The 16,404-nt window shown below is 39.4% G+C and carries 10 protein-coding genes; 3 read left to right on the top strand and 7 right to left on the bottom strand.

Going from position 1 to position 16,404, the window contains the following annotated elements; genetic code table 11:
• Window positions 1-19: 19 nt before the first annotated feature.
• The 7 genes from KO529_RS03630 to KO529_RS03600 form a co-directional block, all read right to left on the bottom strand.
• The gene (locus KO529_RS03630) at window positions 20-8,185 is read right to left on the bottom strand and encodes a PKD domain-containing protein (protein WP_215946547.1); all 8,166 of its coding nucleotides are present in this window, start codon (window positions 8,183-8,185) and stop codon (window positions 20-22) included.
• A 696-nt stretch (window positions 8,186-8,881) separates the two neighbouring features.
• Window positions 8,882-9,421, bottom strand: a complete 540-nt coding sequence (locus KO529_RS03625; RefSeq protein ID WP_215946546.1) for a 1-acyl-sn-glycerol-3-phosphate acyltransferase — start codon at window positions 9,419-9,421, stop codon at window positions 8,882-8,884.
• A 138-nt stretch (window positions 9,422-9,559) separates the two neighbouring features.
• Window positions 9,560-10,687, bottom strand: coding sequence for an iron-containing alcohol dehydrogenase family protein (locus KO529_RS03620; RefSeq protein ID WP_252734294.1), 1,128 nt, complete (start codon window positions 10,685-10,687; stop codon window positions 9,560-9,562).
• A 4-nt stretch (window positions 10,688-10,691) separates the two neighbouring features.
• Window positions 10,692-11,393, bottom strand: coding sequence for an HAD family hydrolase (locus tag KO529_RS03615; RefSeq protein ID WP_215946545.1), 702 nt, complete (start codon window positions 11,391-11,393; stop codon window positions 10,692-10,694).
• Entirely contained in the window at window positions 11,384-12,112 is a 729-nt protein-coding gene (kdsB, locus tag KO529_RS03610; protein WP_252734293.1) for a 3-deoxy-manno-octulosonate cytidylyltransferase, read from the bottom strand. The genes KO529_RS03615 and kdsB overlap by 10 nt, the downstream gene beginning before the upstream one ends.
• A 114-nt stretch (window positions 12,113-12,226) precedes the next feature.
• Window positions 12,227-12,790: a DUF4126 domain-containing protein gene (locus KO529_RS03605; RefSeq protein ID WP_215946544.1), complete on the bottom strand. Its 564-nt coding sequence runs from the start codon at window positions 12,788-12,790 to the stop codon at window positions 12,227-12,229.
• Between the two features lie 33 nt (window positions 12,791-12,823).
• Entirely contained in the window at window positions 12,824-14,257 is a 1,434-nt protein-coding gene (locus KO529_RS03600) for an ATP-dependent DNA helicase (protein ID WP_215946543.1), read from the bottom strand.
• Window positions 14,258-14,358: 101 nt separating this feature from the next.
• On the opposite strand from KO529_RS03600, the gene KO529_RS03595 reads away from it, so the two are divergent.
• From KO529_RS03595 to KO529_RS03585, 3 genes are read left to right on the top strand one after another with little or no spacing between them, the layout of a single operon-like run.
• Window positions 14,359-15,009: a hypothetical protein gene (locus tag KO529_RS03595; protein ID WP_215946542.1), complete on the top strand. Its 651-nt coding sequence runs from the start codon at window positions 14,359-14,361 to the stop codon at window positions 15,007-15,009.
• A complete protein-coding gene (locus KO529_RS03590; protein ID WP_215946541.1) occupies window positions 14,987-15,823 on the top strand; it encodes a DUF3822 family protein in 837 nt (278 codons plus the stop codon). The genes KO529_RS03595 and KO529_RS03590 overlap by 23 nt, the downstream gene beginning before the upstream one ends.
• Window positions 15,823-16,368 carry an RsmD family RNA methyltransferase gene (locus tag KO529_RS03585; RefSeq protein WP_215946540.1) on the top strand — a complete coding sequence of 182 codons (546 nt, stop codon included), beginning with the start codon at window positions 15,823-15,825 and terminating at the stop codon, window positions 16,366-16,368. The genes KO529_RS03590 and KO529_RS03585 overlap by 1 nt, the downstream gene beginning before the upstream one ends.
• Window positions 16,369-16,404: the final 36 nt, after the last annotated feature.

Genomic DNA, 16,404 nt, shown 5'->3' with positions numbered 1-16,404 from the left:
AATCTTTTTTGGGACTTGGTTATCGCTTTATTGCCATTTGTTGTTGTAATTCCTTTCCTTCTGCATCTATAGTTCTTATGAAATAAGATCCTGTAGGCAGATCCTGAACTCCAAGAAGATAAGTTTCCACATTCTCACTAGCATCCATTTTCAGAAATTTCACCAACCTACCCGTAATATCATATACATAGATTTGGGTTAATGGCGTTGGCTCATCAAAGGAAACCGTAACGCTTTCATTAGCCGGATTTGGAAATATATTCATAGAGGTAACCGACGTCTTCGCAGTGGAAGCGGACTGTACCACATTAAAGACTATTGTCAACGATTGACCCGCATTTCCAGTGCCCCCTGCCGAAGAATAAGGTGTTGCTTTAAGGGTATAAGATCCAATCGGTAAAGTCGAAGCTGCATATTCCCCATTGGAATCCCCAAATAGAGCGTAGGGAGAAGTTGACTCTATCCAAGTCCTGGTTAAGGTTCCGGATAATTCAAACTTTACACTTCCCACAATTCCAGGATCTGTATTAGCCCTAATATTGACTCCTTCCCCATCATTTACGTTCATGTTATTCTGTATATCGAACAAATCAAATTGATTTTCTGTATCTATCAAGGTAAAACTTACCACCTTATCTATATCGGTAGGATCAATAGCAATAACCTGAATGCTTGTGATTCCAATTGCATCATCATCATCGGTTACAGAAAGAGTCACTGTTTTAGTGCCCCCAGAGCTATAGGTATGGGAGGGATTTTGAGAAGTTGAGATAGTACCATCACCAAAATTCCATGAATACCCAACTATGTTTCCATCACTATCCGATGAACCTAGGCTTGAGAAATTAACTTTAAACGCAGTACTGGCATCCGGGTTACCTATTGCAACAGCAATTGGATTAACATTGCCTGGTGGTCCACTAACAACACTAAAATTAATTGTTTGGGTTGCACCCACGGTTGGTCTCGCCACTAGGGTATAGTTTCCAACCGGAAAGGGTTTGCCTTGAATATCCACACCTTTATCTCCAAAAAGGGAGTAGGGCGCTGTTGGTCCTTCCCGTTGACTTTGATTTATCGGGCCAGTAAGGGTGAAGTTTACATAACCAGGATTGAGATCCGGATTATAGATGATACCTAAAGGGGTTTCGCTAATATCGGTTTTGGAAATCTGTAATCCATTGGTTAAAGAATATAACTGACTATCATTATTGGCATTCAGAATAAATAGTGCCGCATTGTTATTTGGTGCATTTACATTGACACTTACACTTGTTGTACCTATTGCCCCATCGTCATCCGTTACGGTTAAAGTACAAACAAAACTACCCTGGGTAGTATAGGTATGTGACGGGTTGCTCTGGGTAGAGGTTACTCCATCCCCAAAGTCCCATTGGTAGGAGTCAATATTACCATCCGTATCACTGGAACCAGTACTTGAAAAATTGACTAATAACGGTGCCGTTCCTCTATTTGGCGAAGCGGTAACCACAGCAATTGGCGGTTGATTAATACTTGGATCAATTGCAGTTACACTAATATTTTTAGTACTAGTTGCGTTGTCATCATCTGTTAATGTTAGGCTAACACTATATATACCACCTAAGCTGTAAGTATGTGCTGGATTTTGCAGACTTGAGGTATTACCATCACCAAAATTCCATGAAAACCCAGTTATAATTCCATCATTATCAGTAGATCCGACACTCGAGAAATTAATTTTAAACGGAACACTATTGTCCGTGTTACCTGCTAGAGCCACAACTGGAGGCACATTGGCTGGAGGACCACTTATGACTGAGAAATTAATGGATTGACTTGCCCCAGAATTAGGGTTGGTCACCAAGGTATAATCCCCAACTGGAAAAGGTTTCCCTAATATATCTACGCCTTTATCCCCAAAAAGCGAATAAGGAGCTGATGGCCCTTCACGCTTACTTTGGTTTATTGGTCCAGTAAGGACAAAATTCACATAACCCGGGTTGAGGTTAGGGTTATAGATTATTCCCAAAGGAGTTTCGCCAATGGTACTTTTTTCTATTTGAAGTCCATTGGTCAAGGCGAACATTGCATTATCGGTGTTGGCATTTACTACAATTACAGAAGCATTGTCTATTGGAGTACCCACTCTAATAGTTTGAGTGGCACTGTTTGAACAACCATTACCATCTTCATAAGTATAGACTATAGAATAGTTTCCACTTCCTATTGCAGGGTTAAAGGAATTATTACTCACCCCTGTACCACTATATACACCTCCAGAAGGACTACCTCCCGTTAGGGCAAACGGACTATCTGTTATAAGTACATCGGCAAAAGGCGCCAAGGTTACTTCAGGAAGTGTTGGTCCATTTAAAGTAACAGTCAAATCTTCAGAACAACCATTGGCATCGGTAACTGTAACATTATAAGTACCAGCTCCCAATCCACTAACTGTAGCAGTGTTCAAATTGGCATTATGGCTCCAATTATATGTAAGAGGACCCACAAACCCAACGGTGTTGATGACTATAGAACCATCGTTGCTATTACAAGCGCTAGGGTTAGAAGAAGTACCAACGCTTGCGTCAAAATTACTACATAATGGATTCTGATTTGTGAATTGAAAGGTTATGGTCTTTGGTAAACCTTGATTTCCACTCAATCCTGAATTGGCATATGGAGTAGCCGTAAGGGTATAATTCCCTATAGGAAACAACTCACCAATATAATCGCCAGTTGTTGCATTATCACCATACAATGTGAAGGGTGCAACACTTTCAGTTTGATTCCTACTCTTAGTGCCACTGAGCAATAACTTTACGCTACCCACATCCGGGGTAGCATTGGCCCTGATGGCAAGGTTGGTGGTGGCGTAAGTTCCAGCGTTGATCAATTTACCATTAGTCAATGGCATTATATCCTGATCCGTATCCGCATTTACAAGCGTAAATCCATTTACGGTAAGAGAAGCTGGGGCTGTAGTTTCTATGGTTACATTGAAACTACAGGTCTGATTGTTTCCCGCTGCATCAGTAACCTCAAAAATATTTAATGTTGTTCCTAGTGGAAAGTTAGAACCACTTGCAAGACCTTGAGTTTGCTGAATATTGGCATTAGGACAATTGTCACTAAAAAGTGGAGTCGTAAAATCCACGATGGCAGTTGAAACTCCTTCTGCAACCTGGATAACAATATCTTGCGGACAACTTATTGTTGGATTTTCAGAGTCTAGTACGGTAACGGTAAAACTACATGAAGATGTATTTCCTGATGCATCAGTAACGGTATAAACCTCTGTAGTTGTACCGATAGGGAAAAACTCCCCACTTCCCAAGCCTTGGGTTAGGTTGGTAATAGCCCCTGGAACATTGTCCGTTCCAACCGGTGCGGTGTAATCTACCACTGCTCCACATTGTCCATTATCATTGGAAATACTAATATCTCCCAAGCAAATAATTTCCGGATCTTCGTTATCTTCTTGAACAGTAACCGTAACCGTCCAATTCTTTTGAGTTCCGTTTTGAGCTGTAACCGTATAATTTACTGAGTTGGTAAAATCCAAAACTGTTCCCGAGGAAGGATTTATTGTGGCATCTGCCGAAATCCCAATACTAGGTGAAAGGCCAGTAACATCTGTTCCTGCAACAACGGTAACTCCTACTGTACCAGACGAAGCGTCAATAATTTCCGGTCCAAACTGTCCTTCGACACTAAAAGACTCAATGTTTTTCTGGGTGGAAGCCGTAAAATCAACTGTAACTGATTGTATACAAGAACTTATATTGCCAGCATTATCAGTAGCCTTCCATTCTATCTGCGTAGTCCCTACGGGATAAGCATCGTCTATTTCCTGACCATCATTACGTGTACTTGTTAATGTAACATCCAATTGTGAACATGAATCGAAAACAGGCGGTGCAGTAATTTCAACTACTACCGGATTACCATTGAAACTGGTTGCATTGATGTTAGCTGGACACCCGAAATTAGGCCCAACCTCATCATTTACAGTTATGGTCTGGATACAAGGCTCAGAAACATTACCAGTTTCGTCAGTGGCAGTCCAGGATACCGTAGTTACCCCTAAGGCATAGGGTTCCGTGAGTTCTAGTCCATCACTTCTAATTCCATCAAAAGTTATAGTTCCACTCATATCTATGGCGGATACACCAGTTAGATTTAATTCTACTCCACAAAAATCTGGATCAGTAGAAGTCACAATATCATCTGGACATGTAATAACTGGTGCAGTGCTATCGAATACAATAACTGTTTGGGTTACCTCTGTGGCAGGATTTCCAGCTGCATCAAAAACATTATATGTAATAACGTATTCCCCTATGGTATTAGGATCAACGATATCACCTCCTATTTCAATTTCATCGGTCAAATCACCATCCGTATCATCGGTTGCACTGGCGCCCAAATTAATATAAGACGAGCCTAATTCCACTAGAAGCGGATCAACATCCAGAAGTGTTATCACTGGTGGTATATTGTCCGGTAGGTTTACCGTAAAATTCACTATAGCCGTAGCCTCTACATTTTCAAAAGCTGCATGAGTAGGATCTGCCACTACCAGAACAATGGTATTTGGTCCATCCACTATCCCATCTGCAGCTGTTAGGTCCCAGAATTCCTGTCCTATCTGTGAAGCTGTTGAAATCCGGGTTGCAGGGTCAATATTATTTATATCCGATGGATTAACAAAAATATGATAGTGCTCTGTAAGATCATATAACACATCCGTTCCTGTCCATTCCAATCTTACATCGGTAGAATTCAATTCTGCAGCTTCTAAAGGAAGGTCTATAACCACACCGGGCCAGGAAACATTAACAGTTACGTTGGCTGTACCCACTTCTGAACCATTATCTGTCGCAGTTGCCGTCAAGGTCTGAACTCCTGGCGTAACAAATTGTCCGGAAATTGCCGAACCAATTCCGTCTAAAGGTGTTGTAGTAAATCTAGTGTCGTTTGAACTCCAACCGATAAAATTGGAAATGTCTCCATCCTCAATATCCAAAGCAGTTCCGGTAAGGGTAACATCTGTCCCCCGTATTACTGGATCTCCATTGGCTGGTGCCGTTATTGACACCACTGGCGGAGTGTTGTTAGGTTCAGAAATTAAACAAATACTGAATCCTTTTACAGATGGATTTTGATTACCTTTTTTAAAGTCGATATTCATAATACCGTCCGTAACTTCAACGATAAAAGTTTCAACCTTTGCTATGTTGAACCCACCAGCGGCTAAAGATGGTCTATAGTCATCCAACACCAGATCACCTTCTATTTCTACATCAAAAATCCTAGCGTTACCGGGATTGGCTTCTCCAGTCCAGTTTTCATTGAATAAAATATTTACTTCGTAAGTACCGTTAGCTGGAAACTCCCAGTTCATTAAAACCCCGCCATCTATATGCCGCTCCGTTTGAAATATGGCATCAGGATATCCTGTGGTGTTTGATACCAAGGCTACATTTGAGCCAAAGGTTTTATCTACAATACCCTTGTAATAAGGGGAAGGAGTTCCTGTACCAGCAGTTCCACCGGCCCCAGCAACAGATTGATCTGCTTCGAAATCCCCTCCTAATAATCCTTGGATGGGACCTCCTGCATTTACCCTAAAAGCCACATTACATGCTGCAATGGCCGACTGGGAAATATCAAAATTCTTAATATTAACACCAGCATTAAAATCCAAGCGAATCGTCTGGATTCCTGGATTGCTGATGTCTACAGAAGTAAAATATGAAGCATAAGTCTGCCAGTTCCCCGTCGATAAAACATTGGCAGATCCAACAGCAGAAAAACCACCTCCATTTTCTTCGGAAATAGTTATAACCGTTGTTCCGCCATTGCCCTTTGCCGCCGAGAACTCTATATCGTATACACCTGGAGCTGGAACATCTATTAAATACTCTGCAAAATCCCCTCCATCTATATAACCAATATTCTGAGCTGCATTGGCTTCAATTGCAATCGTAAATGGCAACGAGGGATTCGGACCGTACCATGGCAAAGGATTACTAAACGTCCTGGCAAAAATATTTGCAGGAATCGGTTGGGCAATATTAATATTAAAGCTCTGTTTTACAGCTGGATTAACACCATCATCGGCAGTGACTTCGGCCAAATAGGAACGACCATCTCCTTGACCAGTACTCCAATTAAGTACATAACTACCACCGCCATTATCCGTAAAGGTATACTCCGTAGAAGGCACAATAGTGGACGGCAATAAAGGATTGTTTGTTCCTCCATTACTTTTATCATATATGACAATACTGGCATTGAATACATCTTTATCATCAGAAACAACAATATTAGCAGATGCTGTTGATCCCTCGGCCACTTCAATATCATTTATGGCGGCGATACTAGGAGGAAGATCAGTTCCAGAAGGATAAATTGTAATTGTAAACTCTGCCGTTACAGGAGCACTGACCCCATCATCAATTATGGCGTTGACTAAATGATCACCTACCTCAGCGACCACAGGAGTACCCTCCAATTGATTGTTGGACGGATTATAACTTAAGGAGGCTGGCAGGTTATTAAATACAATATTCAACTGATCACTATCCACAATATTCAAGGTTTCTGCAACAGCGGCAAGTGCCTCAAATTGAAGATTGCTGATATTGGCTATTGGATGAACATTTGTGGCAGACGTCGCCGTAACGCACAGTCCGGATATTTTTCCATTATCGACTGTCGCAGGTCCAACTTGCACATTTAGACTTCCATCAACAACCTCAACATAATACGTCCTGACAACAGCCGTTTTGTTGGCAGAAATACCGTCTTTAATTGGATCTACCAAATCGTATTCATCCAAAATAACATTTCCTTCCAATAACACGTCGAAAACCCTACCCTCGGCATTAGGATGATATACCTCGGCGAAGTACAGATCCACTTGATAATAGCCATTTGGAACAGGGATCTCATACATCAATGGAGGGTTGGCACTATCCTTACCCCCATAAATTTCCTTTTGAAACAATAAAAGTTCATCGGGAGTGGATGTTCCACTAATTGCACCATTATAACCTAAATAAGCCTTACCACCAGTCCGTAAAAAGGACGCCCCAGTCGGTGGCGTGGTTGCGGGATCTCCAACGAAATTGCGACCAAAAGCAGTAAGTGCATCATTACCACTGGCTATACATAATTGGAAAGCATTTTCTATAAACGTAGCACTTATACTTGCAGTTGCCTGAACATCTGTGAACTCATATGAGGCTACGGGACCGACAGAACTTCCATTTACTAGAACATCTTCTATTTCAAACCCTTGGTCCGGTGTTATAGTAAAAATAATATTATCCCCTTGATTGACCTGCGTAGTGGATGGGGATATAGTCCCGTTTAAGCCAGGATTAGTAGTGATAGTATATGTATTAACTACAACTTGGGAGACATTTACGGTACGTACTACCTCTGCCGCAGGATTCTCAGCTGCATCCATTACATTATATGTAACCATATAACTACCTACCGTATTGGTATCCACCACATCTCCACCTATAGTTACATATTCACTAATATCACCATCTGTTTCATCGTTGGCATTGGCTCCCTGTTCTATATAAACATCGCCAACCGATAAATTGACAACCTCATCTCCGATGAGGGTAATAACCGGAGGTATTATATCTGTTACTCCAACCGTAATTGTAGATCCACTTACACCAGATAATATGTTCTGCCCCCCAAAGGTAACTTTTGAAGGAAGTCCGCTAAATTCCAAATTCGTAGAACCTTCAGCTATTGCGGTAAATTGTATTTCGAGCAAATCAAAATCTGAATTGGGAAAGGCTGAAAAAGTACCCGCCGCATAATTGATCACACCTAAAGAATTATCAAATTCCGATCCTATGATTTGAACAGGCAATGGATTGGGCTGTGACAGACTTATACTTGTAACCTCTATAATACTTGGATCAAAACTCATATGTACTTCGGCCGCATCAGCATTTTGATCGGTCTCAACCTGCACCGTAATTGAAAATGTTTCATTAGGTGCAACCGTAAGTGAGGACGGATCAGTCGTTATTTGGACCTGACCAAGGAGGGATGAACTACAGCATAATAATACAAGCAGGATCCCTGCTACCCTTCTTTCCAATTTATTGGACTGAACAAGGTGAATTGGCAAGAAAAAACCAATAAGTTTACGTAAAAATCTATGCATAATGTGGAGTATTAAAATTATGTGTGGAATGATTATTTAATATTATCAGATTCAATAAATCTATTTGGCTTATTATCTTAGATTCAACAGTCCTTAGACGGAAGTACTCATAAAACCAATGCCATTTCAGCCATATTACGTTGCAATTGGGTGAAATTGAATTAAGAGCAAAACAAAACTTCTTAAGGTAATTTTTTTTCATAAAAATCCTGTTGGTCATGACCACAACCAAGCGAAGCACATAGAGATCTGGGGTGCAAATCAACTAAATGTAATAACAAAAAAAATGGGGGATATTTTTTTACTAAAACTAACTCTATAAAAAACCTATAATATCAATATTGCAATTAATAATGATATTCTCTATTGATTAATTACAAGAGGGGATAAATATTAACATAAAATGTTAAATTTTGTGAAAAGAGTACACAATTTCGATAAGTGGTATCAAATCATAGACAATCAACCGGCTTTAAATGCAATAAAATAGAATTAACAACAGGGGATATCAAATATTACCTAGGGCGTAATTTTAAAGATAAAATTCCAATATCGAAATTACTATTAAGATACTTACAATGATTGAAAATTAATACTTAATAATTGGTCATATTTACGGAAAAAGTACGATTAAAACTCTTATAAATACTAAAGGAATAACTTACAGAATTTGATAAATTAGGCCCATTGAAATTTTCAGAAACTATTCTCCGGCACCTTGCCCAACACGCCTTTAAAAAATGCCTTGTAGTTTGCAAAATCCTTTTCTTTGTCATCGGTAGGATATTGAGGTTTGGAGATTTTAATCTGCTTTTTTCCAAAGTCGAACGCTACCATCACAATGGGAACTTCGGCCGCTTTGGCAATAAAATAGAAACCGGTTTTCCATTCCGCAACCTTTTTCCTAGTTCCCTCCGGGGAAAGCGCCAGTCTGAACTTTTTATTTTGATCAAATATTTTGGTTATGGCACTCACAGTATCCATATTTTTGCTTCTATCTATAGGAGCACCGCCCATCCAGCGAAAATACCAACCAAATGGAGGTTTAAACAGTGCTTTCTTTCCTATAAAATGGATATCCTCGTTCAAAACCCTCCTAATCAAAAGTCCCAAAAAGAAATCGACCCAACTGGTATGCGGCACCACAATTACAACACATTTGTCCACCTGCGGAAAGGAACCTACTAATTTCCAACCTAAAATTTTAAAATAAATAAATTTGGCAAGGGTCTGCATAAACCATAAAATTATTTAAAATATTCGGAGCCTTTTGTACTTGATCGAGATATCCCTATTTACCAACACCCGCCTTGTCTACATGTGCCACAAAACCCAGCACTAATCAAAACATACAGCATCATCATCTTAGGTCGATTATATTTTTTGATAGATCGACTTTAATTTTTCAGGCGTTATTATAGTTCGCCATTCCTTTCCAATAGCATTTTCCCATAGCGGCACAAGGCCAAGGGCCACATTGGTCATAATTTCAAAATCATCATTGGTCAGTTCACTACAGATACCTTTTGGGAGCTGAATATTGTGCTTTTCCTTCATTTTATTAAATAATTCCACCCCTTCAGGATAGAACTCCTTCAAATGCTGAAACACCAAACAATTCCCAATTCCATGTCTAACTCCTAATAAATAGGATAGACCATAGCTCATGGCGTGTGCAACCCCAACTTGGGAATAGGCTATACTCATACCCCCATGCCAGGAAGCCATCATTAATTTATTTCTGGCTTCATCCATTTGCAGATCTTCCAAATAGACCTCTTTACACAATTCCAGTGCCTTTTCTCCGTAGCTCTGGCTAAAGGCATTCAAATAAGTACCATTTAGGGATTCTATACAATGTATAAAACAGTCCATACCAGTATAAAACCATTGTTCCTTGGGCACCCCTTTTGTTAAATCGGGATCCATAAGCACTTGGTCAAAAGTGGTATAATCAGAGTTTATCCCTAGTTTTTTCTCCGGTCCCAATAGTACCGTTGTCCGGGACACTTCTGCACCTGTACCACTAATGGTGGGTATACCCACGTGATATATGGATGGTTTTTTTACCAAATCCCAACCTTGATACTGATAGGCATTGCCCTTATTGGTCAGCATTATTGCCACGGCTTTCGACAGATCCAGCAAGGTGCCTCCACCAATACCAATAATTCCGGAAGGCAGATGGTCATAATCGTTTTTTATTTTGTGGACCAGAGCATCTACTTGGTCCGTTTTTGGCTCCTCGTCCGCCGAAATGAATATTATCTGATCATTAAAAATTAACGGTATTCTGGAAATTAGATCGGTGCCTTCGAATACATCGTCCACCAAAAAAATAAATGGAGCCTCGGAATTAACCCGTTTTGGCAACAAAATCTCTCCCAATTGCCCAAAACAACCCGCACCAAATATAACGCGCGGCACCATAGGAAAGTTCTTGAAATTCGTCTTCAATTCAGGGCTTATAATTGTGTTGATATTTTTACTCTTTATGTCCATAAACTTATTTAAGATACTTTAAAATATCGGAGATAGTACTTAAGGTAAGATGATCATTATTATGCTCCTCCATCCTTACCTCTTCGTGCTGCCAAGTAGTATGAAAGGGAATATGTACGGCCTTTGCTCCTATTTTCAGTATTGGCAGTACATCCGATTTTAAAGAATTTCCAATCATTAAAAACTCCTCCACAGGAATTTCCAAATGCTCCAGTAGATTCTTATAATTTCCTTCTTTTTTATCGCTCAGAACTTCTACATGGTGAAAATATTGGGACAGGCCAGATTTTTCCAATTTCCTCTCTTGGTCCAACAAATCCCCTTTGGTCAATACTATTAGACGATACTTATCCTTCAATGCTTCCAATACCTGCTCCACGCCGTCCAATAATTCCACTGGATGCGACAACATTTCCTTCCCTAGATTCAAAATTTCCGTAATCGTTGCTTGCGAAATTCTATTATTGGACAGATCCAGGGCAGATTCTATCATGGACAGCATAAAACCCTTAATACCATAACCATAAAGTTCAAGGTTCTTGATCTCTGTTTTAAACAGCTCCTGATCTATTTGATTCTTGGTTTCATAGCCATCCAAAAGACTGGCAAATTTTTCTTCTGCATTCCTAAAATACGTTTCATTTACCCATAGGGTATCATCGGCATCAAAACCCACCACTGTAATATTGCCAAAATCTACTTCCATACCTTCTTTGCTTTTTCCAAATCTTCCGGGGTGTCTATTTCTATACCTGAAACGCTGGTTTCTACCATCTTTATTTTTTTTCCATATTCCAGATATCGAATGGCTTCTATTTTTTCCGTGGCCTCCAAAATAAGCATGGGCAATCTCTGAAAATCCATCAATGCACTTTTTCTAAAGGCATAGATTCCCTTGTGCTTAAAATATGGTATATCCAACTCCCTTGACCTGGGATATGGAATTGGGGCCCTAGAAAAATAAAGGGCAAAATTTTGATTGTCCACTATTACCTTTACGGTATTGGGGTCATTAATCTCTACCCAATCATTAATTCTAGTCATTAAGGAAGCTAGATCAATTTCTTTCTTAACGTCATCCTTAAAAACTTCGATTACACTGGCCAGACTCTCCCTGTCCGTAAATGGTTCATCTCCCTGAACGTTTACGATGATATCAACATCCATGGATTCCACTGCCTCGGCAATACGGTCGCTTCCACATTCATGTTGCTTTACACTCATTATGGCCTTGCCACCTATATTGGTAATGGTATCATATATAGTAGTACTGTCCGTAACTACATAAACTTCCTGAAACAAATCCGTTTTTACGGCTGCTTCATAAGTTCTCTGTATTACCGGTTTCCCTTGAAGGTCCTGCATAAGCTTACCTGGAAATCTTGAGGCTGCATAACGAGCTGGTATCATTGCAATGATTTTCATATGTGGATATTAATTGTTTTAACGATCATATGCAATACGCATAACTTCATTGATTTTGCGACCGGTTTTGGGTCATGCTTATTTCACACGATAATTATTTAAAATTAATTTGGATTATGTTCTCGGTCTAAATTTTCTATATAACCTATAAATAACTATCAATATTATAAGGACCAAAAACGCAGCAAGAATAGGAGCGAAAATTGATGCTGTAGTTACTACTGCCGCAGTTCCCGTTTCCACCAGACCAATAACAGGATTGGCCGTTCCCCCTGTGGTGGCCGTAGAAGCTAATCTGCCGGTAGCCGAAGCTCCTTTTATTGTGGTAGCCGTTCCCCCTCCCGCAATTATAGCCAGGGTCCAGGTAATCACTGGATTTAGATTGGAGGCCGTTGACACCATAACGGCGGTACCCGCCAAAGCAGCCATAGGTATCGCGAAACTATCCAACAAATTGTCCAACCAAGGAATAAAATATGCGAATATTTCAACCATTGTGGCAACGCCAAAGGTTATTAGGGCCGCCATAGTCCCTATCCATTCCCAATTTTCATTTAGTTGCCAAACATCAAAATAAGCGGCCAAACTTAAAGCAAACAAAGGCAAAAAAATTCTGAAGCCTACAGATGCAGCCAGCCCAATACCTAAAAATATGCTTAAAACGGTCTCAAAAGTCATATTCCTAAACTTTAATGCGAAATTAGGCTATTCCTAATCAACAAAAAAATCATCCTTAAAGCCTATGAGATACAATTTGTCCTTTGCCCTGGTCACGGCGGTATACAACCAACGAAGATATTCTTTGTCTATTCCGTTCGGTAAATACGGCTGTTCAACAAAGACAGTATTCCATTGCCCGCCCTGGGACTTATGACAGGTAATGGCGTAAGAGAATTTAACTTGCAGCGCATTAAAAAACTTATTGTTCTTTACTGCCAAAAACTTTTTGTATTTGGATTTCTCATCAGCATAGTCTTTCATAACTTCCTGATATAGACGGTTGCCATCATCATAGGACAAGGATGGGGTCTCCGCCATAATGGTATCCAATAAAAGGACTGTTTCAAACGGTTTTTGATTAGGATAATCTACCATTTTCACCTTTACCTCTGCAAACTTAAAACCGTACAACTCTTTTATGGCAAATATCTCCAGCACTTCAATGATATCACCGTTGGCAATAAAACCGGCCTCGGAAGTAGGTTTCAGCCAGAAATAGTTATTTTTAACTACCATCATATAGTCCCCTGTGGCCAACTCGTTTTCCAGGTATAGGATTCTATTCCTAATATTCTCATTGTAAAGATTGGCCCGCTTATTGGAGCGCACTATAATGGCGGTTTCCTCTTTACCATTTTGCGAATAGGAATCGTCTATAGCCTCTTGGATATCATTGCCATCCACCAAGCGAACGATATCTGTATAATGGCTGACCGAAAACTTAAAATCATCAAAGAATTCAGATTGCAGCTGTTCCCTTAAGTTGGTGGCGTTTACTAAAATCCCGGAATCCTCTGCCTGCCTCACTACCTCATCCAACTCCAATTTAATAACTTCCTTATTATAATTTAAGGCTAATTGATTTTCATCCAGAGCCGGACTAATATTTAAATGCACGGGAGGAAGCTGTGCGGTATCACCTATTAGGATTAGTTTACAATTATGTCCCGAATACACATACATTAGCAAATCGTCCAGGAGCGACCCATTTTCCATCAACTTCGAATCCGTGGGAGTATCCGGAATCATAGAGGCCTCATCCACAATAAAAATGGTATTTCTATGCTTATTGGGCGATAAAACGAATTGTACCCCACCCCCACTCTGTTTTTTGGGAAAATAAATTTTTCTATGAATTGTAAAAGCCTGTGTTCCGGAGTAATTGGACATTACCTTAGCGGCCCTACCGGTAGGAGCCATTAAAACCGCCTTCATAGTGGTCTTCCAAAGATTGGTCACAATAGTTCCCACAATGGTAGTTTTTCCAGTACCAGCGAACCCTTTCAACATAAAAACACTATCCTTTTCCTTGGATAAAACAAAACTTGCAAGTTTTTGTAAAGCCACTGACTGCTTGGCAGTTGGATCATGTGGAAATTTGTCTGTCAGTAGTTTAAAAAAAGTAGCGTCGGTTATAGAAGTCATAGGACATCAAAGATAATCAGTATTTTTAAGGTCAAATACTTTTACCATTAAAAAAAAATTGTAGATTTGTGACAACCACTAAATAAAATAACACTTACAAAATGAAGACCATTTTACAAATTTTCCTTTGGATAGTATCTATCGTGTTGGGTTATATGATATATAATTCTGTAAACGGCCCAATTGAATTTAAGAAAGTTAAGCAAGAACGTTTTGCCAAGGTAATATCAAATTTGAAGGACATTAGAAATTCCCAAGAAGCCTATAAAACTGTAAATGGTAGATATGCTAAGGATTTTGAGTCCCTAGTAAGTTTTGTTGATACCGGTAAATATACCATTACCCAACAGAGAGATTCCTCTTATTTGGAGTACGACAAGAATTTTGGTATCGATATGTTGAAAGAAGTTAAAATAATAGATACACTTGGTACTGTTTCTGTTAAGGATTCATTATTCAAAAAAGACGATCGTTTTAAGACAATGATGAACGTACCATATGCTCCTAATGGCGAAAAATTTGAAATGAAGTCGACCATTATCGAAAAAAGCGGATACAAAGCTCCAGTTTTCGAAGCTAAAGTTAGCAAGAACATTGTATTACATGACCAACCCAAAGCTTTGTTGGCGAGGGAAAATAGCCAAATCAATGTAGACGAGGTAAATGGAAATGTAATTAAGGTTGGATCTTTGACCGAGGTAAGCACCAGTGGAAATTGGCCATCTATATATGACAAACGAAACGACCAATAACATTTTAGAAAATTCTAAATCGGAATATCATAAATTGTCCATTCAAGTTAGCTTGAATGGACTTTCTTTTTGTGTCCTGGACACACTTTCCAACACCATTCTTGCTTCTGAAAGGATGTTGTTTGAAAATGAACTTACCCCATATGCCGTTCAAAAGGAAATAAAGCAACTTTTTGAGAAAAATAAAATAAGGGATGTAAAGTTTTCAGAAGTCGTTGTAATACATAGAAACAATCTTTTCAGCTTAGTACCACAGGCTCTTTTCAACGAAGATGAACTGGCCAATTACCTAAAATTCAATGCCAAAATCCTAGCAAACGACCATCTGGAATATGATGAAATCAAAAATCTGGATATGGTAAACGTTTATGTTCCCTTTATGAATATAAACAATTATATATACGACCTTTTCGGTGAATTTGAATTTATGCACCATGGAACAATCATGATCCAAACCTTGACAAACCACCATGGAAACCAAAGCGAACCCATATGTTATGTTCATCTCATAGAGGGACATATGGACATCGCCGTAATTTCAAACAAAAAATTGATCCTATACAATAACTTCAGTTTTGCTACCAAGGAGGATTTTATTTACTATCTATTATTCACCTTGGAACAATTAAAATTGGATACAGAAACCACTAAACTCAAACTTTTTGGATCTATTGAGGAAGGCGACGAACTATACAATATGTGCCATCAATACATAAGGGAAATTTCCATTTTCGTTCCCTCCAACACTTCATTTTATCATTTTGGGGGATCGGACAAGGAAACCATAGATTTTACACTACTAAACACTCTTTAATGCGTATTATATCTGGTAAAAACAAAGGCCAAAGACTAACTGCCCCCAAAAAGCTCCCTGTCCGCCCCACAACCGATATGGCTAAAGAGGCCCTCTTTAATATACTCAATAACCAATATTACTTTAACGAGGTAAGCGTATTGGATCTATTTGCCGGGACTGGAAATATCAGTTACGAGTTTGCATCTAGAGGCTCTGAAAATATTACCGCAGTAGATGCGGACTTTGGATGTATCAAGTTTATTACGGCAACATCCTCGGAAATGGACTTCCCCATAACGACCATCAAGAAAGATGTTTTTCAATATTTGCAGACCAACCCTGTAAAAGCGCATATTATATTTGCCGATCCGCCCTACGATCTGTCACCTGAAGAATTCGCTGCTATTCCCAAACTGGTATTTGAAAAGCAGTTACTGCTAGAGAATGGTGTTTTGATCATTGAGCATTCCAAACATACCGATCTATCACATTTGGAGCATTTCACTAACCAAAGAAGATATGGTGGCAGTGTTTTTAGTTTTTTCGAATGGACTGAAGAATAACTATAGTATTATAGGACCCAATTACATTGAAAAGAT

This window comes from Arenibacter algicola, assembly GCF_018860365.1.
Lineage (GTDB): Bacteria > Bacteroidota > Bacteroidia > Flavobacteriales > Flavobacteriaceae > Arenibacter > Arenibacter algicola_B.
The sequence above is the reverse complement of the archived record's forward strand: the minus strand, read 5'-3'. Positions and strand labels throughout refer to the sequence as shown.

What these genes read in the sequence shown, in the direction of transcription:
- KO529_RS03630 (WP_215946547.1), bottom strand. Translation starts at nt 8,185, where the DNA reads ATGCATAGATTTTTACGTAAACTTATTGGTTTTTTCTTGCCAATTCAC.
- KO529_RS03625 (WP_215946546.1), bottom strand. Translation starts at nt 9,421, where the DNA reads ATGCAGACCCTTGCCAAATTTATTTATTTTAAAATTTTAGGTTGGAAA.
- KO529_RS03620 (WP_252734294.1), bottom strand. Translation starts at nt 10,687, where the DNA reads ATGGACATAAAGAGTAAAAATATCAACACAATTATAAGCCCTGAATTG.
- KO529_RS03615 (WP_215946545.1), bottom strand. Translation starts at nt 11,393, where the DNA reads ATGGAAGTAGATTTTGGCAATATTACAGTGGTGGGTTTTGATGCCGAT.
- kdsB (WP_252734293.1), bottom strand. Translation starts at nt 12,112, where the DNA reads ATGAAAATCATTGCAATGATACCAGCTCGTTATGCAGCCTCAAGATTT.
- KO529_RS03605 (WP_215946544.1), bottom strand. Translation starts at nt 12,790, where the DNA reads ATGACTTTTGAGACCGTTTTAAGCATATTTTTAGGTATTGGGCTGGCT.
- KO529_RS03600 (WP_215946543.1), bottom strand. Translation starts at nt 14,257, where the DNA reads ATGACTTCTATAACCGACGCTACTTTTTTTAAACTACTGACAGACAAA.
- KO529_RS03595 (WP_215946542.1), top strand. Translation starts at nt 14,359, where the DNA reads ATGAAGACCATTTTACAAATTTTCCTTTGGATAGTATCTATCGTGTTG.
- KO529_RS03590 (WP_215946541.1), top strand. Translation starts at nt 14,987, where the DNA reads ATGACAAACGAAACGACCAATAACATTTTAGAAAATTCTAAATCGGAA.
- KO529_RS03585 (WP_215946540.1), top strand. Translation starts at nt 15,823, where the DNA reads ATGCGTATTATATCTGGTAAAAACAAAGGCCAAAGACTAACTGCCCCC.